This is a genomic window from Brevundimonas sp. GW821-FHT10A07 (genome assembly GCF_059415785.1).
In genome coordinates, this window is record NZ_JBWKNX010000004.1 from 186,706 (window position 1) to 213,362 (window position 26,657).

Genomic DNA, 26,657 nt, shown 5'->3' on the forward strand with positions numbered 1-26,657 from the left:
AATGTCCATCACACTTGAAAAAACCCGCCCCGACGTCTCTCAGCTCGTGGAGACGAACCGAGTGCACGGCTCGGTCTATACGGACGAAGCCCTCTTCCAGGCCGAGCTGGAGGCGATCTGGTACAAGGGCTGGGTCTACGTCGGTCACGAGAGCGAGGTGCCCGCCAACAACGACTTCGTCATGAAGTCGATCGGGCCCCAACCCGTGATCATGACCAGAGACAACAAGGGTCAGATCCATCTGCTGCAAAATCGGTGCTCTCACCGCGGCAATCAGGTCTGCCTGAAGGACAAGGGCAATGCCCGGGCCTTCACCTGCCCCTATCATTCCTGGACCTTCTCCAATACCGGCGACCTGATCGGCTTCGCCTTCCCTGACGGGTACCGGGACAATCCTGACGCCGACAAGAAGAGCCTCGGCCTGGGCAGCCTGCCTCGTGTGGAATCCTACCAGGGCTTCGTCTTCGGCTCCTTTGCAGCCGAAGGGATCACCCTGAAGGAGCATCTGGGCGGCGCAGCGGAAACGCTGGACCGGCTCGTTCAAACCTCACCCGAAGGTCAGGTCGAGATCACCGCCGGCTTCCTCAAGCACCGCGCCCGCACCAACTGGAAGTTCATTCTCGAGAACGAATGCGACGGCTACCATCCGGCCTTCGTCCACAGCTCGATCTTCTCAGTCGCCGACAGCGCCATCGGCACCTATTACGGCGACCGTTCCACCGCCCTCACTCGTGATTTCGGCGGCGGTCACAGCGAAGTCGATCTGCGGCCCGAATTCCGCAAGGCGGACGTTCCCATGCGCTGGTTCGGCACGACGGCCGAGCGATTGCCCGACTATGTCGCCAGCATGCAGGCCGCCTACGGCGCCGACAAGGCGCGCGAGATCATGATCGACGGCACGCCCCACGTGATGATCTTCCCGAACCTCTTCATTGCGGAAATCCAGATTTTCGTCATCCAGCCCCTGTCGGTGAACGAAACGGTCCAGCATGTCACCGCACTCCAGTTCAAGGGCGCACCCGATCTGAACCGGCGCATGCGGCAACAGACCATGGGATCCGTTGGCCCGGCGGGCCTTCTCCTGGCCGACGACACCGAGATGTACGAGCGCAACCAACGCGGCGCGGAACAGCTGACGCCGCCTTGGCTCTTCCTCGGACGAGGCTCGCAACGCGAACGCCTGGATGAAGATGGCTATACGGTCGGCCACTCGACGGACGAGGTGCCCTCGCGGGGAATCTGGCGCCACTACCTGACCGTGATGGAGGCCGGAGCGTGAGCGCGCGACAGGAGTTGCTGACCGAGGTCACGGCCTTCATCTACCGAGAGGCTCGCCTCCAGGACGAACATCAGTACGACGAGTGGGAAGCCCTCTGGACGGACGACGGCGTCTACTGGGTGCCAGCCAATGGCGACGCCATCGATCCGGAAAAGGAGATGTCGATCATCTACGACAACCGCTCCCGCATCGCCCTGCGTATCCGCCAGCTGCATACCGGCAAGCGACATGCCCAGGCGCCTCGCTCCCGGGTGCGTCGCGTGGTGTCGAACATCGAGATCGGCGAGGCCTACTCGAAGCGGATTCAAGTCTTCTCGAACGCTCTCGTGTTCGAATCCACGCTGCGCGCCGACACGCTTTGGTCGGTCCGCAACGAGTACTGGCTGCGCCGCGACGGTGACGAGCTGCGCATGGAGCGCAAGAACGTCTTCCTGACCAACAATGAGCAGGCGCTCTTCACGCTCGCCTTCCTGATCTAGGTCGCGCGCCCCTCTTTCCTTACTTTCAAGGACCGTGTCGTGATCACCGACGGACCTGTACTTCTCTCGTTGTCGGACGGCATCGCCCGTCTCACGCTGAATCGCCCCGCCGCCGCCAACGGCCTGAGCGTGGAACTTCTCAAGGCCTTCCACGAAGCCCTGATGGTCTGCCATGGACGCGCCGATCTCAGGGTGCTGGTTCTTCGTGGCGCGGGACCTCACTTCTGCGCCGGCGGCGATGTGAAGGATTTCGCAAGCCGTGGCGACGCCCTGCCCGATTATCTGCGGGAAGCGACGGCCTATCTTCAGGTCGTCAGCGGAGCCCTGGCGCGCCTCGAGGCGCCCGTCGTCACCGGCGTTCAGGGTTTCGCCGCCGGCGGCGGCGGTCTCGGCCTTGTCTGCGCTTCCGACTTCGTCCTCGCAGGTGCATCGGCCAAGTTCCTTGCCGGGGCCACCCGGGTCGGCATGGCTCCCGACGCCGGCAGCTCCGTTCTGTTGCAACGGCTGGTCGGCTTTCGGCAGGCGACCAATATTCTTCTGCGCAACCCGGTCATCACCGCACCACAGGCCCTGGACATGGGGCTGGTGACCTCAGTCTCGGAAGACGACCGTCTGGACCAGGACATCGAGGATCTCGCCCGGGAGCTCTCCCGAGGCGCGCCCAAAGCCCTGGCCGCCACCAAACGACTGCTCTGGAACGGCCTGGGCCTCGGTTTCGAAGCCGCACTGCCCGAGGAAGCGCGCACCGTCGCCGAACTGGCCCGTACCGCCGACGCCAAGGAAGGGCTGGCCGCGGTGATAGAAAAGCGCCAACCGCAGTTCGTCGGCCAATGAGGATCGACGTGTCTCCGGACTCGCTGGCCGGGCGTCATGCGTTCGTGACCGGCGGCGGACGCGGCATCGGAGCCGCCATCGTCCTCGAACTGCTCCGTCGTGGGGCCACAGTGACCTATGCCGATCTGCACCTGACAGGTCTGTCGCCCGAGGTGGAAGCCAGCGCCGCCCGCGCGGTCGAGCTCGACGTGTCCGACCCCGCCGCCGTCGCCACGGCGCTCGGCCGCCTGGGCGATTTCGATATCCTGGTCAACAACGCCGGCCGCGACCAGCACGCCTTCTTCACGGAGACCACGCCAGCGGTCTGGTCGGACCTTCTGGCCGTGAACCTCATTTCCGTGCTGGCCTGTACTCACGCCGTTCTGCCAGCCATGCAGGCGGCCGGCTTCGGTCGGATCATCAATGTCGCCTCGGAGGCGGGCCGTATGGGCTCCAAAGGGGGCGCGGTCTACGCGGCGGCCAAGGGAGGGGTGATCGCCTTCACCAAGTCCCTGGCGCGCGAGAACGCCCGCTTCGGCATTACCGCCAATGTCGTCGCTCCTGGACCGGTTCGTACGCCGTTGCTCGAAAAGGCGGTCGATGCAGGCGGGGGTCGTCTGCTGAAAGCCATGGAAGACGCCACTCTTCTGCGACGATTGGGGGATCCGTCCGAAGTCGCCGCCGCTGTCGGCTTCCTGGCCAGCGAGTCCGCGGGCTTCATCACCGCCGAGACCCTGGGGGTTTCCGGAGGTATGAGATGTTGACGCCGATCGACCGGGTGATCGCGCGGGTGCTGGCCGTCTACGGTGGGTGGCGCCGGGATACGCCGCCTGAGGCGATGCGCCAGGACTGGGACAATCTGTTCGGGCGCCAGCCGGACGACGCGCGCCTCGAAGCCGAGCGGCTCGACGGCGTGGACGCCGTCAGGATCACAGCCGGCGACGCCGACCCGGATCGTCTGTTCGTCTATTTCCATGGTGGCGGCTATCTCGTCGGCTCGCCCCGATCCCATGCAGACCTTATCGCCCGCATATCCGCCGCGACAGGAGCGACAGGCCTGTGTCTGGGCTATCGCCGGGCCCCCGAACATGTCTTTCCCGCCGCTCTCGACGATGCTCTGGCCGCCTGTCGCGCCCTGACCGCGCGCGGTGTCGATCTGAACAAGGTCGCGTTCGTCGGGGATTCCGCAGGCGGCAATCTCGCCCTGGCCGCGACCCTGGCCTTGCGTGGCGCCGGCGAACGTCTGCCAGCCGCCGTCGTACTGCTCTCGCCCTGGACGGATCTGGAGGCCAAGGGGGAAAGCTACGTCAGCCGGTCCGCAGCGGATCCCATCCATCAACGCGGCATGATCCTGGCCATGGCGGGGCGCTATCTGGCGGGCGCCGATCCCGCGCAACCGATGGCCTCCCCCCTGAACGCGGAGCTCTCGGGCTTGCCGCCGATCCTGGTTCAAGTCGGAGACAGGGAAACGGTGCTGGACGATTCCCGCAACCTCGTGGCAGCGGCGCGTTCCGCCGGCGTGGAGGCCCGCCTGCAGGTCTGGGCGGAAATGATCCACGTCTTCCAGCAGTTTCCGGAAGACCTGACGGAGGCCCGAGAGGCCGTGGCCGAAATCGGCAGGTTCCTGTCCCCCCGACTGGGCCGCATCAAGGAAGTGAGAGCATGACATCAGGCATCGTCGGATTCGGCGCCTATGTGCCGCGGCTGCGGATGAGCCGCCAGGCCGTTCACCAAGCCAATGCGTGGTTCGCGCCGGGCCTCAAGGGCAAGGCGAAGGGCGAGCGGTCCCTCGCCAACTGGGACGAGGACACGATCACCATGGCGGTGGCCGCCGCACGTGATTGCCTTCCTCCCTCGCATGAGAGCCGTGCGCTTAGCGGCGTGGTGCTGGCGTCCACCACCCTGCCGTTCGCCGATCGACTGAACGCCGGCGTCGTCGCCGCCGCACTCGACCTGGACGAGACGGTGTCCGCCCTGGATGTCGCAGGCAGCCGGCGTGCGGGTCTGTCCGCCGTCAACCTCACGCTCGACCGTGTCCGCCAGGGCGAGGCGCCCGTGCTGGTCGCGGCGTCGGATCTCAGGATTTCCCGCGCCGCGAGCGCGTCCGAACTGGAGTTTGGAGACGGGGCCGCCGCCCTGCTTCTCGGCTCCGAGAACGTGCTGGCGGAACGGCTGTCGTCCTCGACCCTGACCGTCGATTTCGTCGACCGCTTCCGGCAATCGGGCGAGGACATCGACTATGTCTGGGAAGAGCGCTGGATCCGCGACGAAGGCGTGTCCAAGATTGCGCCCAAGGCTGCGGCGGAAGCGCTGCGCAAGGCCGGGCTGTCGGGCGCCGAGGTCGATCACTTCATCTTTCCCACGAGCCTCAAGGGCATGTCCGCACAAGTGGCGCGCCAGCTCGAGATCAAACCCGAGGCGGTCGTCGACGACCTCGCGGACCGCCTCGGCGACACAGGCGTGGGACACGGACTGCTGCTCCTGACCGGCCTGTTGCCGACCGCCCGTCCGGGCGCCGTCATTCTGATGCTGGAGTTCGGAAACGGCGCGGAGGCCGTGGTCTGGCGCACCACCGACAGGCTGGCCGAGTGGACCCCGCAGCGCGGTCTGGCCGGGTGGCTCGAGCGCGGGGTCACGGAGAACAATTACACGCGCATGCTCGCCTATCGCGGACAACTGGAGCTCGAGAAGGGCATGCGTGGCGAGCAGGACAAGAAGACCGCTCTAACCACCCTGCATCGGCATCGGCGGGCCATCATGGGCCTGGTCGGCGGCCGTTGCACGCAGACCGGCAGCGTGCATTTTCCGCCGTCCCGGCTGAGCTACGACCCGCAGGGCGCCGCGCTTGACACGCAGGTTCCCTATCCGCTCGCGGATCGTCCGGCGCATATCCTGAGCTGGTCGGCCGAATACCTCTCCTACTATCCGTCCCCGCCGCATCACTACGGTCAGATCGACTTTGCGGGCGGTGGTCGGATTCTGATGGAGTTCACCGATGTCGCGCCCGGAGACGTCGAGGCGGGCACCCCCATGGAGATGGTCTTCCGGGTCAAGGACCGGGACCAAACCCGCCGTTTCACCCGCTATTTCTGGAAGGCGACGCCGGTACGCGCTGCCGAGAGGACAAACTGATGGCCAGCGGAATTAAGGACAAGGTCGCCATTCTGGGCATGGGCTGCAGCCGCTTCGGCGAGCGGTGGGACGCCAGCCCCGAAGATCTCATGGTCGAAGCTTACACGGAGGCGCTCGCTGACGCGGGTATCGGTCCCGACCAGATCGATGCGGCCTGGTTTTCCACCCACATGGACGATGTCGGCGTCGGGCGAGGCGGCACGCCGATGGGCATCGCCCTTCGCCTGCCCTTCATCGGCGTCACGCGCGTGGAAAATTTCTGCGCCGGCGGCTCCGAAGCGGTCCGCAACGCCGTCTACGCCGTCGCGTCCGGAGCGTGCGACATCGCCCTGGCTCTTGGAGTCGAAAAGTTGAAAGACACCGGCTACGGCGGCCTTCCGCTTCCCTCCGTGGGCACCCTGATCCCTCAATGGTATCCGAACGCGGTCGCGCCGGCTAATTTCGCCCAGCTCGCGAGCGCCTATCAAGCCAAGCACGGGATCGACCGTCATGACCTGAAGCGCGCCATCGCCCATGTTTCGGTGAAAAGCCACGCCAACGGCGCGCTCAATCCCAAGGCGCACCTCCGCAAGCCGATCACCGAGGAACAGGTTCTCAACGCACCGATCATCGCCGAGCCTCTGGGCCTGTTCGACTGTTGCGGCGTGTCGGACGGCGCAGCAGCGGCTCTGGTGACGACGCCCGAGATCGCAAAGGCTCTGGGCAAGACCGACCTGGTGACTTTCAAGGCTCTTCAGGTGGCCGTGTCGAATGGCTGGGAGATGCATTCCAACGCCTGGGACGGCAGCTATGTGCATACCGCCCGGATCGCCGCTCGCCGCGCCTATGAGGAGGCCGGAATCCGGACGCCGCGCGAAGAGATCGGCATGATGGAAGTGCACGATTGCTTCTCGATCACCGAACTCGTCACGACGGAAGACTTGTTCATCTCGCCGGAAGGCGGCGCCATCCGCGATGTGCTCGACGGCTTCTACGACGCTGACGGAAAGGTCCCCTGTCAGATCGACGGCGGCCTGAAGTGCTTCGGCCACCCCATCGGAGCCAGCGGTATCCGCATGCTCTACGAGATGTATCTTCAGCTCAAGGGACGCGCGGGCGAGCGACAGCTGGGCAACCCCAAATTCGGCTTGACCCATAACCTCGGCGGTCAACCGTCACAGAACGTGTGTTCGATTTCCATCGTCGGCGGCTATGACGGCTGACAGCGATCCCGACCTGGTCCTGTTGGATCACCCCGCTGCGGGTGTCGTTCGGCTGCGACTGAACCGGCCTGAAAAGCGCAACGCGATCGATCAGGCGACCCGCCAAGCCCTGATGTCTGCAGCCGATGGAGCCTTCGGCGACCCCCGCCATCGCGCCGTTGTCTTCGGCGGCATGGGCGGCGTGTTTTCGGCGGGGGGCGACCTTCCCAGTATGGCCGGCCTGACCGAGGTTCAGGCGCGAGACCGGCTGAACCACGGCCATACGCTCTGTCGCCTGTTCGCCGGCTCGCCCGCCCCCATCGTCTCGGCGGTGGAGGGCGTGGCGGCCGGAGCCAGCGTCGGTCTCGCCCTTCTGGGCGACTACATCGTCGTGGGCCGTTCGAGTCGCATTCTCTTTCCCTTCATCAAGCTCGGCCTGGTGCCCGACTGGGGCCTGTTGCGCAGCCTGCCCATGCGGGTAGGCCTGAGCAGGGCGCGCCGGATCATTCTGTCCGGGGCCTCCATTGATGGACCGACGGCGGTGGACATCGGCCTGGCTGATGAGGTCGTCGATGACGAGGCCGTTGCGAAAACGGCGGTGCAGCGCGCCCAGACCTATGCCGCCTTGCCTCGCGAGGCGTCCAGGCGCATCCGCGCCCGACTAGGCGCCTTCGGTGATCTCGACCTCGACGGCGACCTCGTCGTCGAGGTCGAGGACCAGACAGCCTGCCTTCTGCACCCGGAGTTCCGCGAGGGACTCGCGGCGCAGATGGAAAGACGCGCGCCGGACTTCATCGGTCTCGGCGCGCCGGAGACCGCTACATGATCAGCCTGACTGTCACCAATCGCGAAGGCGAGACCCGCGACATCGAAGTCGCCGAAGGTCTTTCCCTGATGGAGACGCTGCGGAACGCCGGCTTCGACGAGATCGAAGCCCTTTGTGGCGGTGGGTGCGCCTGCGCGACCTGCCACGTCTATGTGGAAGGCGACGCGGCAGCCGCCCTGGAACCGCTGTCGCCGGATGAGGACGATTTGCTCGACGCCGCCGACGCTCGCGACTCCCGCTCGCGCCTTTCGTGCCAAATCCACTGCGAACCGTCGATGAGCGGCCTTCACGTCACCATCGCGCCGGAGGCCTGAAATGGCGTCTTCTTCCGCTTATGATGTGGTCATCGTCGGAGCCGGTCATGCCGGGGCCCAGACCGCCATCGCCCTGCGTCAGCAGAAGTTCGAGGGATCGATCGCTCTCATCGGCGCCGAAGACGAGCCGCCTTACGAGCGTCCGCCGCTCAGTAAGGACTATTTCCTCGGCGAGAAGACCTTCGACAGGCTGTTGATCCGGCCAGACGCCTTCTGGGGCGAGCGTGAGGTCGCCTTGCGCTTGGGGCGGACGGTCACGGGCATCGATGTGGGGGCCCGGTCCGTACAGCTCGATGACGGTTCGTCTATCGACTACGGCGACCTGGTCTGGGCGGCGGGCGCGCGCACGCGCAGACTCACCTGCGAGGGCGGTGATCTCTCCGGCGTCCATTATGTCCGCAGTCGGTCCGACGTCGACCGGCTGTTGGCCGACCTGCCGACCGCAAGTCGGGCGGCCGTGATCGGGGGCGGCTATATCGGCCTGGAAGCCGCCGCTGGGCTCCGAAAATTCGGGCTGGAGGTGACCGTCTTCGAAGCCTCCGAGCGGCCGCTGGCGCGCGTGGCAGGTCCGACCATCTCACGGTTTTTCAAGGCCGCGCACGAGCGACGCGGGGTCAAGGTGGTGACGGAGACGACGATCGAGGCCCTCGAGGGCTCCGAGGGGCGCGTCCGGGCCGTGCGAGCCGGCGGGATCCTTTTTCCGGTCGACATCGTCATCGTCGGCATCGGCGTCACCCCGGAAGTCGAGGTGCTCGCCGAAGCTGGCGCGACCATCGAAAACGGGATCTGCATCGACGCCTTCGGCGCGACGTCCCTGCCCCATGTCTATGCGGCGGGCGACTGCGCCTCCCACGTCTCTCGCTTTGCGAACGGCGCGCGCGTTCGCCTGGAATCCGTGCCCAACGCCAACGATCTGGCGGCGACCGTCGTCGCCTCGATCATGGGGGCGCCGCGCCCCCACGAGGCGACGCCCTGGTTCTGGTCCAACCAGTTCGACCTTCGCCTTCAGACGGTCGGACTGTTCGGCGGGTACGATCGGGAGGTCGTACGCGGAAATCCCGACACCGAAGCGTTCTCGGTCGTGTATCTACGCGAAGGCCGTGTCATCGCCCTGGACTGCGTCAATGCCGTCAAGGACTATGTGCAGGGTCGCAAGCTCCTCGAGAGTGGCGCGTTGCTTGACGTCGCCCGACTGGCGGATGCGTCGACGCCGCTGAAAGATCTGGCCGCCCCGAGCTGATCAGCCGTGCGGCTCGGCGGGAATAGACTTGCGGCGCAAGGCCGCCTCGGCCAGCCACAGACGATCGGCTCCAAAATACATGTCTTGACCGATAAAGCTCGTGGGGACGCCGAAGCCCCCACGAGCTGCAAGCTCATCGGCATTAGCGATCAGGCGCGCCTTGGTGTCGGGTCGTATCGAGAGGGCCGAAAGCCGACCGCCCTCATCGTGGGAACTCAACACAGCTGCCAGTGCAGTGGCGTCGCCGAGATCCACCCCGTCGTCGAAATAGGCCTTGAACAGAGAGAGGGCGACGGTTTCGCCGAAACCAAGCGTGTCAGCCGCCAAACAGGCTCGCATCGCCATGACGCTGTTCACGGGAAAGACCGGGGGCGGAAAGACAAGGCGAAGTCCTGCGAAGGCTGACCAGTCCGCCAGATCCTTGATCAGATAGGCCGACTTGGCGGGAGGCGTCGTCGCCCGACGCTCCGCATAGTTCGGGTTCGCGATCCGGAACACGCCGCCGACGACCACCGGACGCAGTCTCAGCCGCGCGCCGCTACGGTTCGCCAAGACGCGCGCCATGACAAGGCCGATATAGGACCAGGGGCTGGCGCAGTCGAAAAACAGCTCCAACTCGGCTTGATCGTCGTCCCTATGCATCGGTCATCGCCCCGGTCTGCGGGCCGCTTCCAGGTCCTCCGGCCGCCGCAAGCCCCTTCTGAACGGCGGGCCGCGCACGCAGATCTGCGAACCAGCGCGCCACATTGGGATAGGCCGACAGCGACACGCCCTGCTTCTTGTGGGTCATGATCCAAGGGAAACAGGCGATGTCGGCGATCGAATAGTCGGAGCCCGCCAGATAGGCTCCGGTCGCCTCCAGCCGTCGATCCATCACCCCATAGAGGCGTCGCGTTTCCGTGCCGAAACGCCCGACGGCATAGTCGATGCGTTCGGGCGCATACAGGAGGAAATGCCCGTTCTGCCCCAAGGTGGGGCCCAGGCCGGACATCTGCCACATCAACCACTGGATCGCGGACAATCTGTCAGCGGTAGCCATGGGAAGAAGGCGGCCGGATCGTTCGGCCAGATGCAGAAGGATAGCGCCGCTTTCCGAGAGGCTGAAGTCCGGCGCGACTTCAGAATCGATGATGACGGGGATGCGCGCGTTCGGGCTGATCGCCGAGAACGCCGCCGTGAACTGCTCGCCCGCCTGGAGATCCACCCGGACAAGCCGATAGGCCAGGCCGCACTCCTCCAGCATGATGGAGACCTTCCAGGCATTTGGCGTGGCGTCGAAATAGAAATCGATCATTGCTTGGACCTCCGCGTGGAGGATCGTCGCCGGACCGCCGGCGCCGTAGTCCCCGTCGCGGGGACGGGCGTCCAGGGCGAATACGGTTTTCTTTAGGAAAAACCATATTCGACGAGGGGAACGCCATGGCTTACGCCAAACTCGCGATCGAGGCCGCCGGACGATGGCCGAACGCGACAGCGGTGAAAACCCGCCTAGGCGAGATCACCTGGACGGAGCTCACCACCCAAGCCGCCCGCATCGCGGCGGGACTTAGAGCTTCCGGCCTCAAACCTGGAGATCGGGTGGCCATTCTGGCCGATGCTTCCGCCAGACAGGCGATCTTCACCATCGCCGCGTCATGGGCAGGCCTCGTCGTCGCCCCCTTGAACACGCGCCTGTCGCCCGCCGAGCTCGTCGAAATCGTCGAAGACGCCGCCGTAGGGGCGATCGCCAGCGATGACGCGCATTCCGCTGTTGGCAGGACGGCTGCGGCGTCGTTCGCCAACTGCGTCCGGATCGAGATCGGCGATCGCGTCGATCCCGACAGCCTAGGCTGGGCCTCGATGGAGGCGCACGCCCCCATCGAGGCCGCACCCTATGATCCGGAAGCACTGGCTGCGCTCATCTATACGGGGGGCACCACGGGCCGCCCCAAGGGAGTGATGCAGTCGGGGCGATCCCTTGAGATTGAGGCCCGTGTCATGGCCGACGGCCTGGGATACGGACCGGACGCCGTCTACTTACACGCTATGCCGGTCTTTCATGTCGCCGGCCTCGCCCAGTTCCTGGGCATGATCCTGGCCGGCGGCGTCAGCGTGTTCGAACCGACCAGCGGCGTAGGCCCGACCTTCGGTGCGATCCGTGACCTAGGGGTCAATACCCTCTGCGGCGCGCCGACGTCGATCGCAATGATGCTGGAAGCGTCGACCGAGGCGCGCCGTCTGTTGAGAGGCGTGCGCGCCTTCGGGTACGGAGCGGCGCCGATCAGTGAAGCCCTTTTGCGGACCGCCATTGAGGCCATGCCCGAAACCAGATTCATTCAATTCTTCGGTCAAACCGAAACCTGCGGTTCCGTCAGCGCGCTCTTGCCCGACCGACATGTCGTCGACGGCCCCCTGGCCGGCCGGCTGGCCTCTGTCGGCCGCCCCCACTCCCATTACGACATTGTCGTGGCCGACGAAGAAGGACGCCCACTCCCTGTCGGAGACGCAGGCGAAATCCTGGTTAGGGGCCAAGCGGTCTCCATGGGGTATTGGCGTCAACCGGATCTCACCGCAGCCCTCTTCCGCGACGGTTGGGTGCGAACGGGAGATGTCGGTCGCTTCGACGAGGAAGGGTTTCTCTATGTGGTGGATCGTTTGAAGGACATGATCGTATCGGGGGGAGAAAACGTCTTCTCGAGCGAAGTCGAGAATGTCATCGGAGACCATCAGGAAGTCGAAGGATGCGCGGTTATAGGCGTTCCTCATCCGCTCTGGGGCGAGGCCGTCCACGCCGTGGTTCGCTTGCGGCCGGGTGCGGTCGTCGAGGAATCGGACCTGATCGACTGGTGTCGAGCAAGGCTGGGCGGCTACAAATGCCCCAAGAGCGTGAGCTTCCGCTCCACGCCCTTCCCGCTCAGCGGTGTGGGGAAGGTCATGAAGACCGAGCTCCGCAAGGACTATGCGACAACGCTCTAATACCGAACTCCTCGGTCTAGGGCGACGCTTGTTCTTCCTGCAGACAGATCTCGAATTCCGACAAGGACAGGTTCAGGCCGGCGGCGGCCATTCTGATCGCCAGGCGAGGCAGGTCGACGAGATCCTCGATCTTGTAGTGTAGCGTCCAGTTCAGGGAAGCGATGAGAGTACGGCGCACCATCTCAGGCTCAGCCTTCAACACCCCCTGGAGGCTCAGATCCGTGAGGACATTTAACCATCGCTCTCGATAACGATCGTTCATCTGCTTGAGATGAACACGAGCTTCATCCCCGAGCCGCGACCATTCCTGTACCGAGACCTTATGGATATGGCGGTCATCATGGAGCGCCTTGAGATGGCCCACGAAAAGAGCGTGATAACGCTGCACGGGCGTGGTCGCCCCGGATAAGGCCCGTTCAGCGGTCTCGTGACCGAGCGTCAACCCTTCACGTATGACCCAGGCCAGCAGGTCTTCCTTTGTAGGAAAGTGATAGAAGATACTGCCCGACGTCATTCCCGCTGCCGCCGCGATGTCGCGCACAGTGGTTCTATCGAACCCGAGTTCGTAGAAACTCTGGGCGGCTTGCTCGATGATCACCGCCCGTCTGCTTTTGCGACCTCGCCGTCTGGCCTGGACAGGGGCAGCACCCTCTCCGTGCGGGAGAGGCGCGATATCATTGGTGTTCACGTCTGTCTGATTTCAGTGGAGTGCGGAGATGCCTGCGGCCCTCTGGCTCGCCCATTGATCGAGATACCACAGCAGCAGTTCACGCTGGCTGCCGATATTCAAACGGTTGTAGGCCCGCTTGCGATAGGTCATGGCGCTCTCCTCGCCGATTCCGAGATCCAAGGCGATACCCAGCGACGTCATGCCGTAAAGAATCCGCGCGCACACTTCGGCTTCGCGTCTGGCCAGGCGTGGCGAACTCAGGGCCAGGCACCCTTCGATGACATTCAAGGACGTAAGGGCTGAGCTTGCTGCATCGGCCGCCTGACGCATGTCGACATGTTTGATCGCCATCGCAACCATGTTGTCGGCCATGCGCTCGACGGCGCGCAGGTGATCAATGCCGAACGGCCCGCGCCGATAGGTGTTGATGAAACTGATGACGACGGTCTGGCGCGGGCCGCGCGCCGACAAGACCATGCGTTCACGCACGCCATGGGAGCCGTAGACCCGCTGGCGCATCTCTGCATGCTGAATTTCTGCGATATCCATATAGGCCAGGATAGGTCGGCAGTCCGGTTCCGTGTTCCACAGCGGCGTCAACGCCGGATCCACACGCCAGAACTGTCCGGACGAATAGACGCAAGCTTGGCGCTTGGCCGTACCTTCGGCCTGGCCACAGCCTGTCGGCCCCCCGCTTCCGACGACTCTGCAGTCTTCGTCACCGATGGCGTAGAGTGCGAAATGCTCTGCGTCGCAGAGCGAAGCGGCATAGTGCATGAAGGCTTGGTCAAATCCGTGGGTGCCGATCCTTTCGACCACGGCGCCGAGACCATGGTGCGCCTTTGAGCGGCCGAATATCGGCCCATCGACCTCTGTAATCTGCATGTTCGCCTCCCATGGCTTGTTTTTGCGCCGGTGTTTTCACCGGTCGGGACCGCTCTGCGTCGCTCCCATTGGTCCCGACAATATACCAAGCGCTTGGTTAGTAAATAGGTCCAACCGTCGCACACGCCGACCACAGCGAACCGCAATCCCCGCACTGTCCCCCCGGCAGGGGCGCGCCGTGCGCATCCCGCACCTTCACAGTCCCTTTCAAAGGGAGTTCCAAGATGAAGGCCGTTCTTTGCGTCGCCCATGGCGATCCTTCAGCCCTGCAATGGACCGACGTCCCGGCCCCGCAACCTCAAACCGGGCAGGTGCGGATACGGGTGAGCGCGGCTGCAGTGAACTTTCCAGACGCCCTGGTGATCACAGGGCGATACCAACACCAGCCTCCCCTGCCCTTCTCCCCCGGTTGCGAGGGCGCTGGGGTCGTGTCGGGCCTGGGCGACGGCGTTGATCGTCTTGCCGTGGGTCAGCGGGTTTTATTTTCCGCACCGTTCGGCGCGTTCGCCGAAGAGGTCGCAGTGGACCAGGCTAGCGTCTTTCCTATCCCAGACGACATGCCGGACACCGACGCCGCAGGATTTCTTCTCGCCTACGCCACGGCCTATCACGCCCTGAAGCAAAGAGGCCGGCTCCAGCCGGGGGAGACCCTCCTCGTGCTGGGCGCCGCAGGCGGCGTGGGGCTGGCCGCGGTTGAGCTCGGGGTGGCGATGGGGGCCACCGTAATCGCATGCGCTTCGACCCCGGATAAGCTCGAGATTTGTAAATCGAGAGGCGCGCACGGGCTGCTTCAATACGGCTCGCCGGAGACCCTCAAGTCGCAAATCCTGGATGCGACGGGCGGTAAATGCCCTGACGTGATCTACGACCCTGTCGGCGGCGACTATGCCGAGCCTGCTTTCCGAACCATCGCCTGGGAAGGCCGCTATCTGATCATCGGGTTCGCAGGCGGAGGCATTCCCCGCCTGCCTCTGAATTTGCCCCTTCTCAAGGGCGCCTCGGTCGTCGGCGTGATCGCCGGGACCTTCATGAACGTGGCCCCGGATGAAAGCGCAGAGAACGTCTCGGAGCTGATGGACATGTACCGTCGCGGCCTTCTCAAGCCGACCGTAAGCCGCACGTTGCCCCTCAGCCGCGCGCCTGAAGCGATCGCCGATCTCTCTGAGCGCAGAGCGGTCGGAAAGATCATCCTCACCGCCTGACGTTCCGCTGGCGGGGACAGCCGTTTCGGATCGCTCCTTCTATGGCTCCGTGGACGTGACCTCCTCGCCTCATCTCGGGAAACCCAGAATGCCGCACGCCGCCTTCATCTTCGACGCCGTCCGAACTCCGCGAGGAAAGGGCAAGGCTGACGGTTCCCTACACCAGGTCAAACCTGTCCGTCTGGCGGCAGATCTGTTGTCGGAACTCCAGAAGCGACACGATCTCGACACCGCTCGGGTCGCGGATGTGGTGTTGGGTTGCGGCCAGGCGATCGGTGAACAGGGCGGCGCGATCGGCAAGGCCGCCGCGCTTCTCGCGGGATGGGACGACGGCGTCGCCGGGACCCAGGTCGACCGCTTCTGCGGTTCCGGCCTCGAAGCGGTGAATATTGCAGCCACTCGCGTGATGAGCGGCATGGAAGAGCTGATGGTCGCAGGCGGCGTGGAATCCATGTCGAGGATACCCATGGGCGCCAGCGGCGGAGCCTTGTTCTTCGACAGCGAGCTCATGGGCAAGGTCGGGTTCGTATCGCAGGGCGTCTCGGCTGACCTCATCGCTACACTCGGCGGATACAGCCGGGACGATGTCGACGCCTTCGCCCTATCGTCCCAGAAAAAGGCCGCCGCAGCGCGAGCCAACGGCTATTTCGCAAAGAGCGTGGTGCCCGTCCGCGACAGCGCTGGCCAGATCATTCTCGGCGAGGACGAGTTCATCAAACCCGGCACCACCATCGAGGGGCTGTCCAGCCTGAAACCGTCCTTCGCCAAGATGGGGGAAATGGGGATGGATGCCGTCTGCCTGGCCAAATACCCTCAGGTCGCAACCATTGATCACGTCCATACGGCAGGCAACTCGTCAGGCGTGGTCGATGGCGCAAGCGCCGTCTTGATCGGCTCGGAAAGCGTCGCGAAGACTCTGGGCCTCACCCCTCGCGGCCGCATCGTTTCGATGGCGACCGTCAGCACCGAACCGACGATCATGCTGACGGGGCCCGCGCCGGCCGTGACCAAACTGCTGAACCGCACAGGCCTGACCATCGACGATATCGATCTCTTCGAGGTCAATGAAGCCTTCGCGTCCGTGGTTCTGCGCTTCCGGGACGAGCTCAAGGTTCCTGAAGAGAAGATCAATGTGAACGGCGGGGCGATCGCGCTCGGCCATCCCATCGGCGCCACCGGCGGCATGTTGGTCGGTACGGTTCTCGACGAACTCGAACGGCGCGGCCTCAAGCGCGGCGTCTGTGTCCTTTGCATCGGCGGCGGCATGGGCGTCGCCACCCTCATCGAACGCGTCTGAGGAGGCGCCACATGAAAAACGCGACCCTCGAAATCCGCCCCAACGGCATCGCCCTCGTCACCATCGACATGGAGGGTGGATCCGTAAACGTAATGAACGACGCCTTCTCGTCCATGCTGGACGAGGTCCTGGCCGACCTTGAATCCCGCAAGGACGAGCTTTCCGGCATCATTCTGACCTCGGCCAAGTCCACCTTCGTTGCGGGGGGAGACGTCGCCAAGATTCTGCAACTGCGCGAACAGGGCGCCGAAGCCGGCTTCGCTTTCGTGGAAGCCCTCAAATCCCAGCTGAAGCGCCTCGAAGCCTTTGGTCGTCCTGTCGTCGCGGCGCTCAACGGCAGCGCTCTCGGCGGCGGCCTGGAACTGGCTCTCGCCGCCCATCACCGTATCGCGATCAATGACGGCAAGAGCCAGTTCGGATTCCCGGAAGTAGGCTTGGGAATCCTGCCTGCAGGCGGCGGCGTGGTACGCTCTGTACGCATGCTCGGTCTCATGACGGCGCTGCCCTTGCTCACCGAAGGTCGTCGCCTCTCGCCGACCCAGGCGAAAGAGCAGGGCCTGATCGACGATCTCGTCGAGAACCGCGAGGATCTCATCGCCCGCGCCGAGGCCTGGATCGCGGCCAATCCCTCGCCCAGTCAAGCTTGGGAGAAGAAGGGGTTCACCCTCCCCGGCGGCGATATGTTCGCTCCCGCGAACGCCGGCGCCATCGCCATGTTCCCGAGCATGATCTTCAAGAAGACCCGTGGCCTCCTGCCGGCGGCGGAAAAGATTCTAGGCGTCGCAGCCGAAAGCACCCAGGTCGGCTTCGATGCCGCCTGCGAGATCGAAAGTCGCGGCTTTGCGGACCTCCTCATGACGTCTGCATCGGACAATTTGATCCGCACCATGTTCCTGCAGATGAACGAAATCACCGCGGGCGCAAGTCGGCCCGGCGGCGCAATCAAGCGCAAGATTGGCAAGGTCGGGGTTCTCGGCGCCGGCATGATGGGACGCGGCATCGCCTATTCGGCCGCAACCGCCGGTATCGAGGTCGTGCTGAAGGACATTTCCATCGAGGCCGCCGAGAAGGGCAAGTCCTATTCAGCGACCGTGCTGGACAAGGAAGTCGGTCGCGGCAAACGCACGGTGGAGAGCCGCGAACAAGTGCTGGCGCGCATTACACCGACCGACGACATGTCGCTTCTGGCGGATTGCGACCTGATCGTCGAAGCGGTGTTCGAAGACGTCGAACTGAAACAGTCGATCGTTCGCGAGGCGGAGGCGGTCTTGAAGCCCGACGCCATCGTCGCCACGAACACATCGACCCTGCCGATTTCGATGCTGGCCGACGCGTCGGCTCGTCCGGACCGCTTCATTGGTCTGCATTTCTTCTCGCCCGTGGACAAGATGCACATCGTCGAGATCATCACGGGCAAGAAGACCAGCTCAGAAACGCTCGCCGCAGCCTTCGATTTCGTCCAGCAAATCCGCAAGACGCCGATCATCGTCAACGACAGCCGCGGGTTCTTCACCTCACGGGTCTTCAGTGTCTTTACCGATGAGGGGGATCGGCTGCTCAAGGACGGCGTCGATCCCGTCGTAATCGAAAACCTCGCCCGCCAGATCGGCATGCCCGTCGGACCTCTCTCGGTCCAGGACGAGGTGATGATGGACATGCTCCTGCGGTCCTTCAAGACGAACCAGGCGCTCGATGCCGAGCTGGGAGACTCCTACGCCTCCACCTACGAAGTCTGCGGAGAGCTTTGCGAGTTCATGTCGTCGCTCGGACGCCCCGGTCGCGCGGCCGGAGCAGGCTTCTACGACTATCCTCAAGACGGCCCCAAACAGTTGTGGCCGGGTCTCAGGGAACATTTCGGAGGGGACACCGAGCTACCGCTGGACGACATCCGCGATCGCCTTCTGTTCCGAATGGTGATCGAAGCCGCTCGGTGTCTGGACGAAGGCGTTCTGAGCCACGTTCGCGACGGTAACGTCGGCTCCATCCTCGCCTTCGGTTTCCCGGTTCATACCGGGGGCGTCTATCAGTTCATCAAGTCCTATGGGATCGACGCCTTCCTCGGCAGGGCCGCCGCTCTGGCTGAGATCTATGGCCCTCGATTCGATCCGCCGGCCGACTTCTCCAAGACGCTGGAAAAGGCTTCCGGCGCCCCCCTGCAATCAGCGGCTTGATGGGAGAACGGACAATGACCGGCTCGATCGAAAAGGAACTCGCCGGCGGAATTCTGCGTCTGACGATATCAGACCCGGACCGCCTGAACGCCTTGACGCCCGCGTTGGTCGATGACCTTCGCGATCACCTGGAAGCCCTTGAACCTGACGTTCGAGTCGTCGTTCTTTCCGGGGCGGGCAAGCATTTCAGCTCCGGGGCTAATCTGGCGGATGTGTTGGCCGATCCCGACGCCCGCTCCGATGGCGGCGTCATGCTGGAGCGACACTACAATCCCCTGATACGGGCGATCCGAAACCTGCCTGTTCCACTGATCACCAAGATCAAGGGCGCAGCAGTCGGTGTTGGTGCGGCGATCGCCTGCTGCGGAGATCTCATCGTCGCCGGCGAGAGCGCCTATTTTCTTCAGGCCTTTCGACGGATCGGCCTCGCGCCAGACGGTGGCGCTCCGTTCATCCTGACGCAGGCGGTCGGCCGCGTCCGGGCCCTCGAGATGATGTTGTTGGCCGATAAACTACTGGCGACCAAGGCGCTGGAGTGGGGTCTCGTGACACGGGTGGTGCCGGACGACGAAGTTGACGCCGCCGTTGATGCTCTCGCGGCCGAGATGGCCCAGGGCGCTTCATTCGCCCTCGGCAAAATCCGTCAGCTCGCCTGGGCCGCCACCGCATCTTCCTTGGAAGAGGCCCTGGACCTTGAAGTCGTCACCCAGCGGCAAGCCGCTGCGAGCGAGGACTTCAAGGAGGGCCTGGCGGCCTTCATGGAAAAGCGCCCTCCGCAGTTCCAAGGCCGCTAGCCCTGGCTTCCACGCATCGGCGGCCTGCGAGTATCGCCCGCCGCCTGCATGGTCCCGAACATTCAAGGAGCCGCTATGTCCGCCCGTTTCAATACCAGTCTGCTCCTTTGCTTCCTGGCTGCGGTCGTCGAGGGCATAGACATCATCGCCTTCGGATTGGCCGCGCCGGAGGTCCGAAACGTCTTAGGGCTTTCCACCGACCAGATCGCCGTAACCGCCAGCGCCAATATGGCGGCGTTCATCGTCGGCGCCCTCGCCGCCGGTCGCGCGTCGGATCGGGTGCCGCGCCAGTACGTTCTGGTCGCCGCGATGATCTGCATGGGCGTCTTCTCGCTAGCAACCGCCACGGCAGGAAGCTTCGAGATATTGCTGCTCTATAGAACCCTTACCGGGGTGGGACTCGGCGCCGCCATGCCCATGTTCATCGCTCTGGCGGCCGAGTCAGGCCCACCCGCCGGCCGGATGGCGCGCGTCAGCGTCATGCTCAGCGGCTCTCCACTCGGCGGCATCATCGCCAGCCTCTTCGTTGCAACCGCATGGGGAGCTGACTGGCGCGCGATCTTCGTCTTAGGCGGTCTTGCTCCCATTCTCCTGGCGCCTTTCCTCATCAAGGGCATCCGCGTCCACCCCGAAACCGAAACAGCCGCCCCAGACGCCGCTGTCCCGCCGCGATCCCCTCGTCGCGGAATGTTTCAAGACGGCCTGGCGGTTCTCACCGGCTTGCTGTGGCTTGGTCTACTCGCCAATCAGGTGCTGACCTACACGATGTTCGCATGGCTGCCGATCCTCCTGCGCGACCTGGGGCTGGAACGCTGGCAGGCCTCTGTCGCCATGGGGGTCTTCATGGCCTCGGCTGTGGTGGGCAATATCGGCATCGCCCGCTTCGTCGGAGGGGCCGGCCGGTGGGTGGCCGTCGGCGCCGTCAGCCTCGGCACCGTTGTCAGCCTGCTCGCTTTTGGAGCGCCTGGTCACTCGTTCTGGACCCTGGTCTTCGTTTCCGGCCTTGCCGGCATGTTCATCCTGAGCGCCACAGTGCTTCTTTACGGCCTCGCAGCCGACCTCTATCCGATCAGCATCCGGGGCAGCGGCGTCGGCGCGGCGACTGCGGTGGGGCGTGGCGGGGCGATCGGCGGCCCTCTGCTCGCGGGAGCCTTGCTCGGTCTTGGCGCGACGACAGCCACGCTCATGCCCGCTCTTTCACCCTTCGCCCTGATCGGCGGTGTGGCTGCCGTCCTACTGGCTCGCCAGGTTGAGAAACGCCCATGAGGATCGTCAATGGACGCCAAGGCGTGATCGACTTGGCGGGCGCACACCTCGGCCCCTCGATCTGGATGCAGGTCAACCAGGAGATGATCGACGGCTTCGCCGCTCTCACAGGTGACCACCAGTGGATCCATGTCGATCCTGTCCGCGCAGCCCGAGAACGGCCAGGCGGCAAGACGATCGCCCACGGATTTCTCACCCTCTCCCTACTCCCGGCGCTGCAGGAGACACTCCTGCGCTTCGAGAACATAGATCGGGTGGTCAACTACGGCCTCGACCGCCTGCGTTATCCCCAGCCCGTCGAGGAAGGGGCCCGCCTGCGCCTGGTGCAGCAGGTGTCCATCGTTGAGGCCGTGAAAGCGCAGGGCTTCCGGATCGTCTTCGACTCCAAGCTGGAGATCGAGGGCCAGCCCCGCCCCGCCCTCACCGCTTCCCTTGTGGCGATCGTCTTCCCTGATCCGTGATCAGGGGACGCCGTCTCGACGCGCGTTCCAACCACGAAGGCCCGTCCGGCAACCGCCAGGCGGGCCTTCTTGCACCCTCGTACCGGGTATTAGTCGCGAAGGGCGCGACGGAGAATCTTGCCGCCCGGATTCTTAGGCAGATCGGCGATGACATCGATCACTCGGGGCACCTTGTAGGCGGCCAATCGATCCCGGCAATGCGTCAAGATCTCGTCGATCGTGATGGTGCAATTCGGCTTGAGGCTGAGGACCGCCTTGACGGTTTCACCACGGTAGGCGTCCGCTGCGCCGATCACGGCGACCTCGCGAACCGATGGGTGAGCGTAGATCACGTCCTCGACTTCCCGAGGCCAGACCTTGTAGCCGCCAGCGATGATAACGTCCTTCTTCCGGTCGATCAGATAGAGCCATCCGTCCTGGTCGAAGAAGCCCACATCTCCGCTATAGAATCCGTCTGAGCGCATGGCCTCTGCAGTCTCTTCCGGCTTACGCCAGTAGCCCGGCGACACGGCCGGACCTCGAAATACGACTTCTCCCGGCTGCCCTGCCGGCAGCAGACGTCCTTCATCGTCGACAATGTCGACCTCGAACGTCGGCAAGACCTTTCCTACCGAAAGGGAGCCCGTTGCGGGGTCCACGCGTCGCGGCTCGCTCAACGGTTCCATAAAGGCCGCACCCGTGGTTTCGGTCAGACCATATCCCGTTCGGAGCGCCACGCCGTAACGGGCTTTGTAGGCGTCGGCGACGGGTGCAGGTACAGGCGCACCTCCGCTCATCGGCGTCCGGAGCTTTGCGATGGTTTCCGGCGTGGCGTCTGGCGCATTCATGATCGCGATGAACGCTGTTATCGATCCGGCCGACACCTGGGGGGTGTGATCCCGGATCGTCTCGACGATGACGTCGGGATTGAACCTGTAGGTGATGATGACGGTCGCCGCCGCATGCATGGCCAAGGCCACGCTCATTACGACACCAGAAACATGGAACAGAGGCGCCAGCGTCAGCACCGCGGCATATTCGTCCAGATCGTGCGAGACTCGCGCGAGTTCCCCGCCCAACGCGAGGCCGCGTTGAGTCCCCATCGCTCCTTTCGGCAGTCCCGTCGTGCCGGACGTATAGATCAAGCTGCCGAGATCATCGGGAAGCACTTCCACAGGCACAGGTTTCCGGCCGTCATATGTTCTGATGAAGTCGGCCATGTCGCCGTACGGCGCTTCAAGCGCTGCGGTCGGGGCGACTCGTGGGTCGACGTGCGCATACTCCGAAGCGAGGGCAGACAAAACTAGACCTGGTCGCGGTACGTCCTCGTCGAGCTGCGAGTAAACTTCGACCAGCAACTGCGGTTCAGCCAGGAACACTTTCGGTTCAGCGTCGCGCAAGATCAGACCGGACTCCCGCGCCTTGTACATCGGGTTCATCGGCACGAACACGCCGCCGAGCTTCCACACAGCGACCATTGCGATGATGGCTTGCGGTACGCTCTGCATCTGGGCGCACAGCCGATCTCCATGGGCAAAACCATGGGCCTGCAACCCAGCCGCAAAGGCGTCGCTTAAGCGGTCGACTTCCGAATAGGTAAGGCCTGCGTCGAAGTATCGAATGAAGACCCCGTCCGGGCGCCTCTGCACGGCTGCCTCAAACATGGCCTTGATGGTGGGATAGGTCGTCATCGCAAGAACCCTAAAAGAAAGGGCCCTCCCTCCACCCCTCAAGGGAGCGAAGAGAGGGCGAGGCGCCGAGGGAGGAACTCAGAAGGTCTTCGAAAGACGAATGCCGACAGTCCGGGGCATGCCCGTAAAGCGGCGAACCGTATCGTTCAGGCGCGCGACATTGGTCCAGTAGTACTCGTCCGTCAGATTTCGAACATAGGCGGTGACCTGCCAGTCGCCGTCCGGAGCGCTGACACCGCCTTGGAGGTCGACAAGCGTGTAGGCGTCGATGTCGAGGATCGGAATCTGCCCAAAGCCAGACGTCGTGCTGCTACGGTAATTCACGTTCGCAGAGACGAAGGCATCAAGGCGTTCCGAAACCGACCAGCTATATTTGGCGTCGGCGACGACCTGATATTTGGGCGTATACGGGAAGGCTTCGCCCTGGAAGTCAGCCAGCGTTCCGGTAATCGTGTAGCCATTGAAAGGACTCGTTACTTCGGATTCGATGTAGGTGCCTGCAACCGAAAGCGTCAAACCGTCGAATGGACGAGCGTTGAACTGCAATTCCGCGCCGTAGATTTCGGACTCTGGCACATTCACCGTCGCCTCGAGCGCACCGAGAACGGCCGGCTCGACCAGAGTGCGGCTCTTCAACTGCTTGTCTTGGTAGTCGTAGAAGAACACAGCGCCGCTGACGTCGAGGGTGTCGCCGACAATCGGAGCCCGGAAACCGACTTCGTAAGCGAGGACCGATTCCTGCACCACCGGCGAAAGCTGGTTGGCCGCCAGGGCAGGAAGCACAGGACCGCTTCCGCCCTTATAGCCCTGACTTATGTTCGCGTAGACCAGTGTGCGAGGGGCCGGCTTCCAGTCCAGCCCCGCACGCCATGACAGGCTGTCTTCGTTAAGCTCGCCCTGGACCAGACCAGGCGTCAGGGTTGAATCGACAGTCAGGCATTGACCGACCGCCAAGGGCGCAGGCAGCGGCCGGCCTGGTCCGCGCAGCAGATTGTAAAAGGCCGTCAGGGTCGCCGCCGTCGTCGCATTTCCTGTCCGGCTACAAGCCGCATAGGAAAGGTCCGTCTCAGTATAACGCGCACCGGCAGTGGCCGTCAGCGTGTCGGTCAGATTGTAGTCGATGTTGCCGAACAGCGCTGTAGTCTCGAACTCCTGCTTCGAGTCTAGAAGGAAGTGGTTAAACAGGCCCGTCGGAATGCTGTAGGTGCCCGTGGTGTAGGGGATGTTGTAGTCATCGACCTGATCAGTCTCGTCCTTCGAGTAGCTGGCGCCGACGACGAAGTTCGTCCGGCCAAAATCTCCGATCAGACGGAGCTCCTGGTTAAACGACTCAGCGCTACCACGATTTTCCGAGAACACGGCGTTTACGGCCGTACCGTCGAGGTCGACACGCTGGTGCAGCTGGAAGTCCGAATAGGACGTGAGCGACACCAAGCTGAGAGCGTCGTTGATGTTCCAGTTCGCGCGAACAGCCGCTTGATAGAAGCTGTTGTCACGGCGCAGCGGGAACCCATTGTCGTTCCAATCTGCAGCCCGAGCATTCTCCGGCGCCAACGGATAGTTCATCACGAGCGGGACTTGCCCCGCTGAAACAGGCCTTTGTGCCAACACCTGGATCAGTTGCGACGCCTGAACATCGGATTCGTCCTTGAAGCCACTCAAAGCCAGCGACAGATCGAACCGGTCCGAAGGCGTCCACTCCGCGATGAAACGGCCTTGCAGGAAGTGCCGTTCGCCGTGCTCGTCGTTACGAGTGTAACTCTCTTGCCAGGGCCCGCTGTTGTCAGCGCGAACGGCGAGGCGCATGCTAACCTGATCATTGAGCGGTCCGGACACGAAGCCGTCGACCTGTATCCGTTCGAAAGACGAGTAGTCGAATGTCGCCCCTCCCGTGAAATAGTCGGTCGGTTTGTTGGCGATGTAGTTGATCGCCCCACCCGTCGAGTTCTGACCGTACAACGTCCCCTGCGGCCCCTTGAGTACCTCGACACGCTGCAGATCGAACGATGCGCCCGACGACATGATGGAGAAGGGCAGCGGCACTTCATCGACGTAGACAGACACCGTCGGGCGCGCGCCGATCGAGGTATCGAAGAAGCCGACGCCACGCAGCGAATAGACAGGGACAGCCGCACCGCTTTCGACCGCGCTCAGACCCGGCGTAATCTTCACAAGATCAGAGACGTCTGTGACGCCCAAGGTGGCGAGTTCCTCACCCGAGACGGCTGTGATCGACATCGGGACATCGACCACACTCTGTGATCGACGCTGAGCCGTCACGACGATGTCGTCGACAGCGACGGCCACAGGCTCTTCCTGCACCGTCTGCGTCTGAGTTTGCGCCATCGCGCTATTGACGCCGATCAAGGCCGTGGACGCGCAGAAAAGCGCCGAAAGCGAAACTTTTCGCATGGTGTATCCTCCCCAAATAAATCTGCCTCTATGACGGGCAGTAGGGATGACATTCGCTGTGGGACACGACCTTCGTCTGTCCCCCTCGACAGGGGCGTTGACCTTAGGTCAACCCACAGCGGATCTTACCCGTACATCTAGGGCCAGTGCGCTCATCAGTCGCGTTTCCTTCGCCGCGTTTTCGGCAACTGATATCGGCCCTTCAAAGCGCCGGACCCTGATGCCGCGACCGGTGTACCGGGCGCACGCTCGTCGCACGTACGTCCATGGCTGGTGAGCAAAAGTCGGATGAAGCAAAGCCTTTCCGATGGGCAGCGCGTTCAGCGTTTCAATCCCCAGTCCTGAAGTAAATCCCGTCGATGTGGCCCCCAGCCCCGCAGTACGGAGGCCGCTCGCCGCCTCGGCCCGCAACGGGGCTTTCGGTCAACTTCAGGACCCCATCGGTGACGACGGCACGGATGCGCCAACGCTCGGGACCCGTCTCTTCCTCATCCAGAACGGTCTCCAGCACACCCCTTTCCACCCGTGCGGTGAAATCGAGAGAGCACTGCCAGTGTCGACCGACGGGTTGGCTGGCCTCGACTTCAACGGTGAAACTTCCATCCAGGTTGTCCGAGACGACGACAACCCCGGACACATTTTGCCAGAAACCGCTGAACGCCGCGTCACGGGCCGGGTGAACCTGTTCGAGAAGGGCGATACGTCGACGCGTCCAATAACCTGGGCCAAGAGGTTCGGCGCGCAGAACGTGGCGGGCTTCTCGCCACCCCTTCCTGGCTTCGAAGAACAGCGCCTGATCCGCCTGAAGCCATCCTCGAGCAGCAGGGGATAATGGCTCACGAGCTGCGGCGTACCGCTCCGCCATATCTTGCTCGAGGCGAGCAAGCATCGGCTCCGAACATATCGCCTCCTCGAACCCGTCAACAGGTCGTGCGCAGTCGGCGGCTACGGAATTCTGCCCCGGCACGAGTCCAAGCGCCAGGACGTTCATCAGGAAGTAGAGAGGCATGGCCACCACATAACAGCGTTCCCCGCAAAGCTCGCGTCCTTTCCCCCTCGCTACAAGAGGTGTGAAGGTCGCAGCGGCACGGAAGTCGATGCTCTGGGCGCCATGTCACGTGTCCAGCACACCGCGTCGACTCGGCAGCTGGATACCGAAAACATAATCGAGAGGCTGTGTCTCCGGCTTTTTAGAGGGCGAGATCAAACTCGGAAGATGAGCGCCCTAAGCGCGCGATTCTGGAGGGTCAGCGCAAACGCCTCAGCCTTATCGAGCACGATGGGAAAAAGGAGGTATCTCGACCTGTAGCGAAACGATCTGCACCGGCTCGAACATGAAGAATCGCCTCAGCTCGACATTGGACCCCATTTGGACCCCAGAACGGACAAAGGGGTCGCCCTTAGAGCGACCCCTTCAAAAGATCATAGCTAAATCAGAGATTTAGATGGTCGGAGCGACAGGATTCGAACCTGCGACCCCTTGACCCCCAGACAGGGGCCATAACGAAGGCTGACGCTAGGGGCGTCCATTATGCGCCATGTGTGGACGGCTCCCCGTTGGCAAGGGTTGATCTGACGTTCTGCTGAGCCTGGTCGGAGCGGCCATGTGT

At 63.7% G+C, this 26,657-nt stretch carries 24 protein-coding genes; 17 read left to right on the top strand and 7 right to left on the bottom strand.

The genetic code is table 11. The annotated features are described in order from the left end of the window. The first annotated feature begins 1 nt into the window (after position 1). The 10 genes from AC07NC_RS04920 to AC07NC_RS04965 are packed head-to-tail and all read left to right on the top strand — an operon-like array spanning position 2 to position 9,264. A complete protein-coding gene (locus AC07NC_RS04920; RefSeq protein WP_494568772.1) occupies positions 2 to 1,279 on the top strand; it encodes an aromatic ring-hydroxylating oxygenase subunit alpha in 1,278 nt (425 codons plus the stop codon). Beyond that, positions 1,276 to 1,758, top strand: coding sequence for an aromatic-ring-hydroxylating dioxygenase subunit beta (locus AC07NC_RS04925; protein ID WP_490243897.1), 483 nt, complete (start codon positions 1,276 to 1,278; stop codon positions 1,756 to 1,758). The genes AC07NC_RS04920 and AC07NC_RS04925 overlap by 4 nt, the downstream gene beginning before the upstream one ends. A gap of 39 nt (positions 1,759 to 1,797) precedes the next feature. Continuing rightward, entirely contained in the window at positions 1,798 to 2,592 is a 795-nt protein-coding gene (locus AC07NC_RS04930) for an enoyl-CoA hydratase/isomerase family protein (RefSeq protein WP_494568773.1), read from the top strand. Between the two features lie 8 nt (positions 2,593 to 2,600). After that, positions 2,601 to 3,335: an SDR family NAD(P)-dependent oxidoreductase gene (locus tag AC07NC_RS04935; protein WP_494568774.1), complete on the top strand. Its 735-nt coding sequence runs from the start codon at positions 2,601 to 2,603 to the stop codon at positions 3,333 to 3,335. After that, entirely contained in the window at positions 3,329 to 4,237 is a 909-nt protein-coding gene (locus AC07NC_RS04940; protein ID WP_490243894.1) for an alpha/beta hydrolase, read from the top strand. Before AC07NC_RS04935 ends, AC07NC_RS04940 begins: the two co-directional genes overlap by 7 nt. Beyond that, on the top strand, positions 4,234 to 5,703 hold the full coding sequence (locus tag AC07NC_RS04945; RefSeq protein ID WP_494568775.1) for an OB-fold domain-containing protein: 1,470 nt from the start codon (positions 4,234 to 4,236) through the stop codon (positions 5,701 to 5,703). Before AC07NC_RS04940 ends, AC07NC_RS04945 begins: the two co-directional genes overlap by 4 nt. After that, the gene (locus AC07NC_RS04950) at positions 5,703 to 6,905 is read left to right on the top strand and encodes an acetyl-CoA acetyltransferase (protein ID WP_490243892.1); all 1,203 of its coding nucleotides are present in this window, start codon (positions 5,703 to 5,705) and stop codon (positions 6,903 to 6,905) included. Before AC07NC_RS04945 ends, AC07NC_RS04950 begins: the two co-directional genes overlap by 1 nt. Next, complete coding sequence (locus AC07NC_RS04955; RefSeq protein WP_494568776.1) at positions 6,895 to 7,710, top strand: enoyl-CoA hydratase/isomerase family protein; 816 nt, start codon at positions 6,895 to 6,897, stop codon at positions 7,708 to 7,710. Before AC07NC_RS04950 ends, AC07NC_RS04955 begins: the two co-directional genes overlap by 11 nt. Further along, positions 7,707 to 8,024, top strand: coding sequence for a 2Fe-2S iron-sulfur cluster-binding protein (locus AC07NC_RS04960; RefSeq protein ID WP_490243890.1), 318 nt, complete (start codon positions 7,707 to 7,709; stop codon positions 8,022 to 8,024). Before AC07NC_RS04955 ends, AC07NC_RS04960 begins: the two co-directional genes overlap by 4 nt. 1 nt (position 8,025) lies before the next feature. After that, complete coding sequence (locus AC07NC_RS04965) at positions 8,026 to 9,264, top strand: NAD(P)/FAD-dependent oxidoreductase (protein WP_494568777.1); 1,239 nt, start codon at positions 8,026 to 8,028, stop codon at positions 9,262 to 9,264. Here AC07NC_RS04965 and AC07NC_RS04970 read toward each other — a convergent pair whose 3' ends face one another. Next, positions 9,265 to 9,906, bottom strand: a complete 642-nt coding sequence (locus AC07NC_RS04970; protein WP_494568778.1) for a 2-hydroxychromene-2-carboxylate isomerase — start codon at positions 9,904 to 9,906, stop codon at positions 9,265 to 9,267. It lies immediately after the preceding gene. Next, the gene (locus AC07NC_RS04975) at positions 9,899 to 10,558 is read right to left on the bottom strand and encodes a glutathione S-transferase N-terminal domain-containing protein (RefSeq protein WP_494568779.1); all 660 of its coding nucleotides are present in this window, start codon (positions 10,556 to 10,558) and stop codon (positions 9,899 to 9,901) included. Before AC07NC_RS04975 ends, AC07NC_RS04970 begins: the two co-directional genes overlap by 8 nt. 125 nt (positions 10,559 to 10,683) lie before the next feature. On the opposite strand from AC07NC_RS04975, the gene AC07NC_RS04980 reads away from it, so the two are divergent. Next, positions 10,684 to 12,219 (top strand): AMP-binding protein, encoded by a 1,536-nt coding sequence (locus AC07NC_RS04980; protein WP_494568780.1) that lies wholly within the window; start codon positions 10,684 to 10,686, stop codon positions 12,217 to 12,219. Positions 12,220 to 12,235: 16 nt separating this feature from the next. Here the strand turns inward: AC07NC_RS04980 and AC07NC_RS04985 are convergent, their stop codons facing one another. Further along, positions 12,236 to 12,817 carry a TetR/AcrR family transcriptional regulator gene (locus AC07NC_RS04985; RefSeq protein WP_490244653.1) on the bottom strand — a complete coding sequence of 194 codons (582 nt, stop codon included), beginning with the start codon at positions 12,815 to 12,817 and terminating at the stop codon, positions 12,236 to 12,238. A gap of 102 nt (positions 12,818 to 12,919) precedes the next feature. After that, the gene (locus AC07NC_RS04990) at positions 12,920 to 13,774 is read right to left on the bottom strand and encodes a helix-turn-helix transcriptional regulator (RefSeq protein WP_490244654.1); all 855 of its coding nucleotides are present in this window, start codon (positions 13,772 to 13,774) and stop codon (positions 12,920 to 12,922) included. A 224-nt stretch (positions 13,775 to 13,998) separates the two neighbouring features. Between AC07NC_RS04990 and AC07NC_RS04995 the strand changes: the two genes are divergently transcribed. From AC07NC_RS04995 to AC07NC_RS05020, 6 genes are all read left to right on the top strand, one after another. After that, positions 13,999 to 14,976 carry an NADPH:quinone oxidoreductase family protein gene (locus tag AC07NC_RS04995; protein WP_490244655.1) on the top strand — a complete coding sequence of 326 codons (978 nt, stop codon included), beginning with the start codon at positions 13,999 to 14,001 and terminating at the stop codon, positions 14,974 to 14,976. 88 nt (positions 14,977 to 15,064) lie between these two features. Next, entirely contained in the window at positions 15,065 to 16,273 is a 1,209-nt protein-coding gene (locus tag AC07NC_RS05000; protein ID WP_490244656.1) for an acetyl-CoA C-acetyltransferase, read from the top strand. An 11-nt stretch (positions 16,274 to 16,284) separates the two neighbouring features. Next, complete coding sequence (locus tag AC07NC_RS05005) at positions 16,285 to 18,444, top strand: 3-hydroxyacyl-CoA dehydrogenase NAD-binding domain-containing protein (protein ID WP_494568786.1); 2,160 nt, start codon at positions 16,285 to 16,287, stop codon at positions 18,442 to 18,444. A gap of 14 nt (positions 18,445 to 18,458) precedes the next feature. Next, a complete protein-coding gene (locus AC07NC_RS05010) occupies positions 18,459 to 19,238 on the top strand; it encodes an enoyl-CoA hydratase-related protein (protein ID WP_490244658.1) in 780 nt (259 codons plus the stop codon). A 75-nt stretch (positions 19,239 to 19,313) separates the two neighbouring features. Then, positions 19,314 to 20,504 carry an MFS transporter gene (locus tag AC07NC_RS05015; protein ID WP_494568781.1) on the top strand — a complete coding sequence of 397 codons (1,191 nt, stop codon included), beginning with the start codon at positions 19,314 to 19,316 and terminating at the stop codon, positions 20,502 to 20,504. A 23-nt stretch (positions 20,505 to 20,527) separates the two neighbouring features. After that, complete coding sequence (locus AC07NC_RS05020) at positions 20,528 to 20,965, top strand: MaoC family dehydratase (RefSeq protein ID WP_494568782.1); 438 nt, start codon at positions 20,528 to 20,530, stop codon at positions 20,963 to 20,965. An 89-nt stretch (positions 20,966 to 21,054) separates the two neighbouring features. On the opposite strand, the gene AC07NC_RS05025 is transcribed toward AC07NC_RS05020, so the two are convergent. The 3 genes from AC07NC_RS05025 to AC07NC_RS05035 form a co-directional block, all read right to left on the bottom strand. Then, positions 21,055 to 22,635, bottom strand: coding sequence for a class I adenylate-forming enzyme family protein (locus tag AC07NC_RS05025; protein ID WP_494568783.1), 1,581 nt, complete (start codon positions 22,633 to 22,635; stop codon positions 21,055 to 21,057). Between the two features lie 78 nt (positions 22,636 to 22,713). Continuing rightward, positions 22,714 to 25,047 carry a TonB-dependent receptor gene (locus AC07NC_RS05030; protein ID WP_490244662.1) on the bottom strand — a complete coding sequence of 778 codons (2,334 nt, stop codon included), beginning with the start codon at positions 25,045 to 25,047 and terminating at the stop codon, positions 22,714 to 22,716. Between the two features lie 328 nt (positions 25,048 to 25,375). Next, a complete protein-coding gene (locus AC07NC_RS05035) occupies positions 25,376 to 26,056 on the bottom strand; it encodes a lysozyme inhibitor LprI family protein (RefSeq protein ID WP_494568784.1) in 681 nt (226 codons plus the stop codon). Between the last annotated feature and the right edge of the window lie 601 nt (positions 26,057 to 26,657).

Excerpts from the sequence above, each read along its gene's own strand:
- AC07NC_RS04950 (WP_490243892.1), top strand. The coding sequence starts at position 5,703 with ATGGCCAGCGGAATTAAGGACAAGGTCGCCATTCTGGGCATGGGCTGC.
- AC07NC_RS04995 (WP_490244655.1), top strand. The coding sequence starts at position 13,999 with ATGAAGGCCGTTCTTTGCGTCGCCCATGGCGATCCTTCAGCCCTGCAA.
- AC07NC_RS04990 (WP_490244654.1), bottom strand. The coding sequence starts at position 13,774 with ATGCAGATTACAGAGGTCGATGGGCCGATATTCGGCCGCTCAAAGGCG.
- AC07NC_RS04965 (WP_494568777.1), top strand. The coding sequence starts at position 8,026 with ATGGCGTCTTCTTCCGCTTATGATGTGGTCATCGTCGGAGCCGGTCAT.
- AC07NC_RS05035 (WP_494568784.1), bottom strand. The coding sequence starts at position 26,056 with ATGCCTCTCTACTTCCTGATGAACGTCCTGGCGCTTGGACTCGTGCCG.
- AC07NC_RS04920 (WP_494568772.1), top strand. The coding sequence starts at position 2 with ATGTCCATCACACTTGAAAAAACCCGCCCCGACGTCTCTCAGCTCGTG.
- AC07NC_RS05025 (WP_494568783.1), bottom strand. The coding sequence starts at position 22,635 with ATGACGACCTATCCCACCATCAAGGCCATGTTTGAGGCAGCCGTGCAG.
- AC07NC_RS05000 (WP_490244656.1), top strand. The coding sequence starts at position 15,065 with ATGCCGCACGCCGCCTTCATCTTCGACGCCGTCCGAACTCCGCGAGGA.
- AC07NC_RS05030 (WP_490244662.1), bottom strand. The coding sequence starts at position 25,047 with ATGCGAAAAGTTTCGCTTTCGGCGCTTTTCTGCGCGTCCACGGCCTTG.
- AC07NC_RS04940 (WP_490243894.1), top strand. The coding sequence starts at position 3,329 with ATGTTGACGCCGATCGACCGGGTGATCGCGCGGGTGCTGGCCGTCTAC.
- AC07NC_RS04970 (WP_494568778.1), bottom strand. The coding sequence starts at position 9,906 with ATGCATAGGGACGACGATCAAGCCGAGTTGGAGCTGTTTTTCGACTGC.
- AC07NC_RS05005 (WP_494568786.1), top strand. The coding sequence starts at position 16,285 with ATGAAAAACGCGACCCTCGAAATCCGCCCCAACGGCATCGCCCTCGTC.
- AC07NC_RS04975 (WP_494568779.1), bottom strand. The coding sequence starts at position 10,558 with ATGATCGATTTCTATTTCGACGCCACGCCAAATGCCTGGAAGGTCTCC.
- AC07NC_RS04945 (WP_494568775.1), top strand. The coding sequence starts at position 4,234 with ATGACATCAGGCATCGTCGGATTCGGCGCCTATGTGCCGCGGCTGCGG.
- AC07NC_RS04960 (WP_490243890.1), top strand. The coding sequence starts at position 7,707 with ATGATCAGCCTGACTGTCACCAATCGCGAAGGCGAGACCCGCGACATC.
- AC07NC_RS04955 (WP_494568776.1), top strand. The coding sequence starts at position 6,895 with ATGACGGCTGACAGCGATCCCGACCTGGTCCTGTTGGATCACCCCGCT.
- AC07NC_RS04980 (WP_494568780.1), top strand. The coding sequence starts at position 10,684 with ATGGCTTACGCCAAACTCGCGATCGAGGCCGCCGGACGATGGCCGAAC.
- AC07NC_RS05010 (WP_490244658.1), top strand. The coding sequence starts at position 18,459 with ATGACCGGCTCGATCGAAAAGGAACTCGCCGGCGGAATTCTGCGTCTG.
- AC07NC_RS05015 (WP_494568781.1), top strand. The coding sequence starts at position 19,314 with ATGTCCGCCCGTTTCAATACCAGTCTGCTCCTTTGCTTCCTGGCTGCG.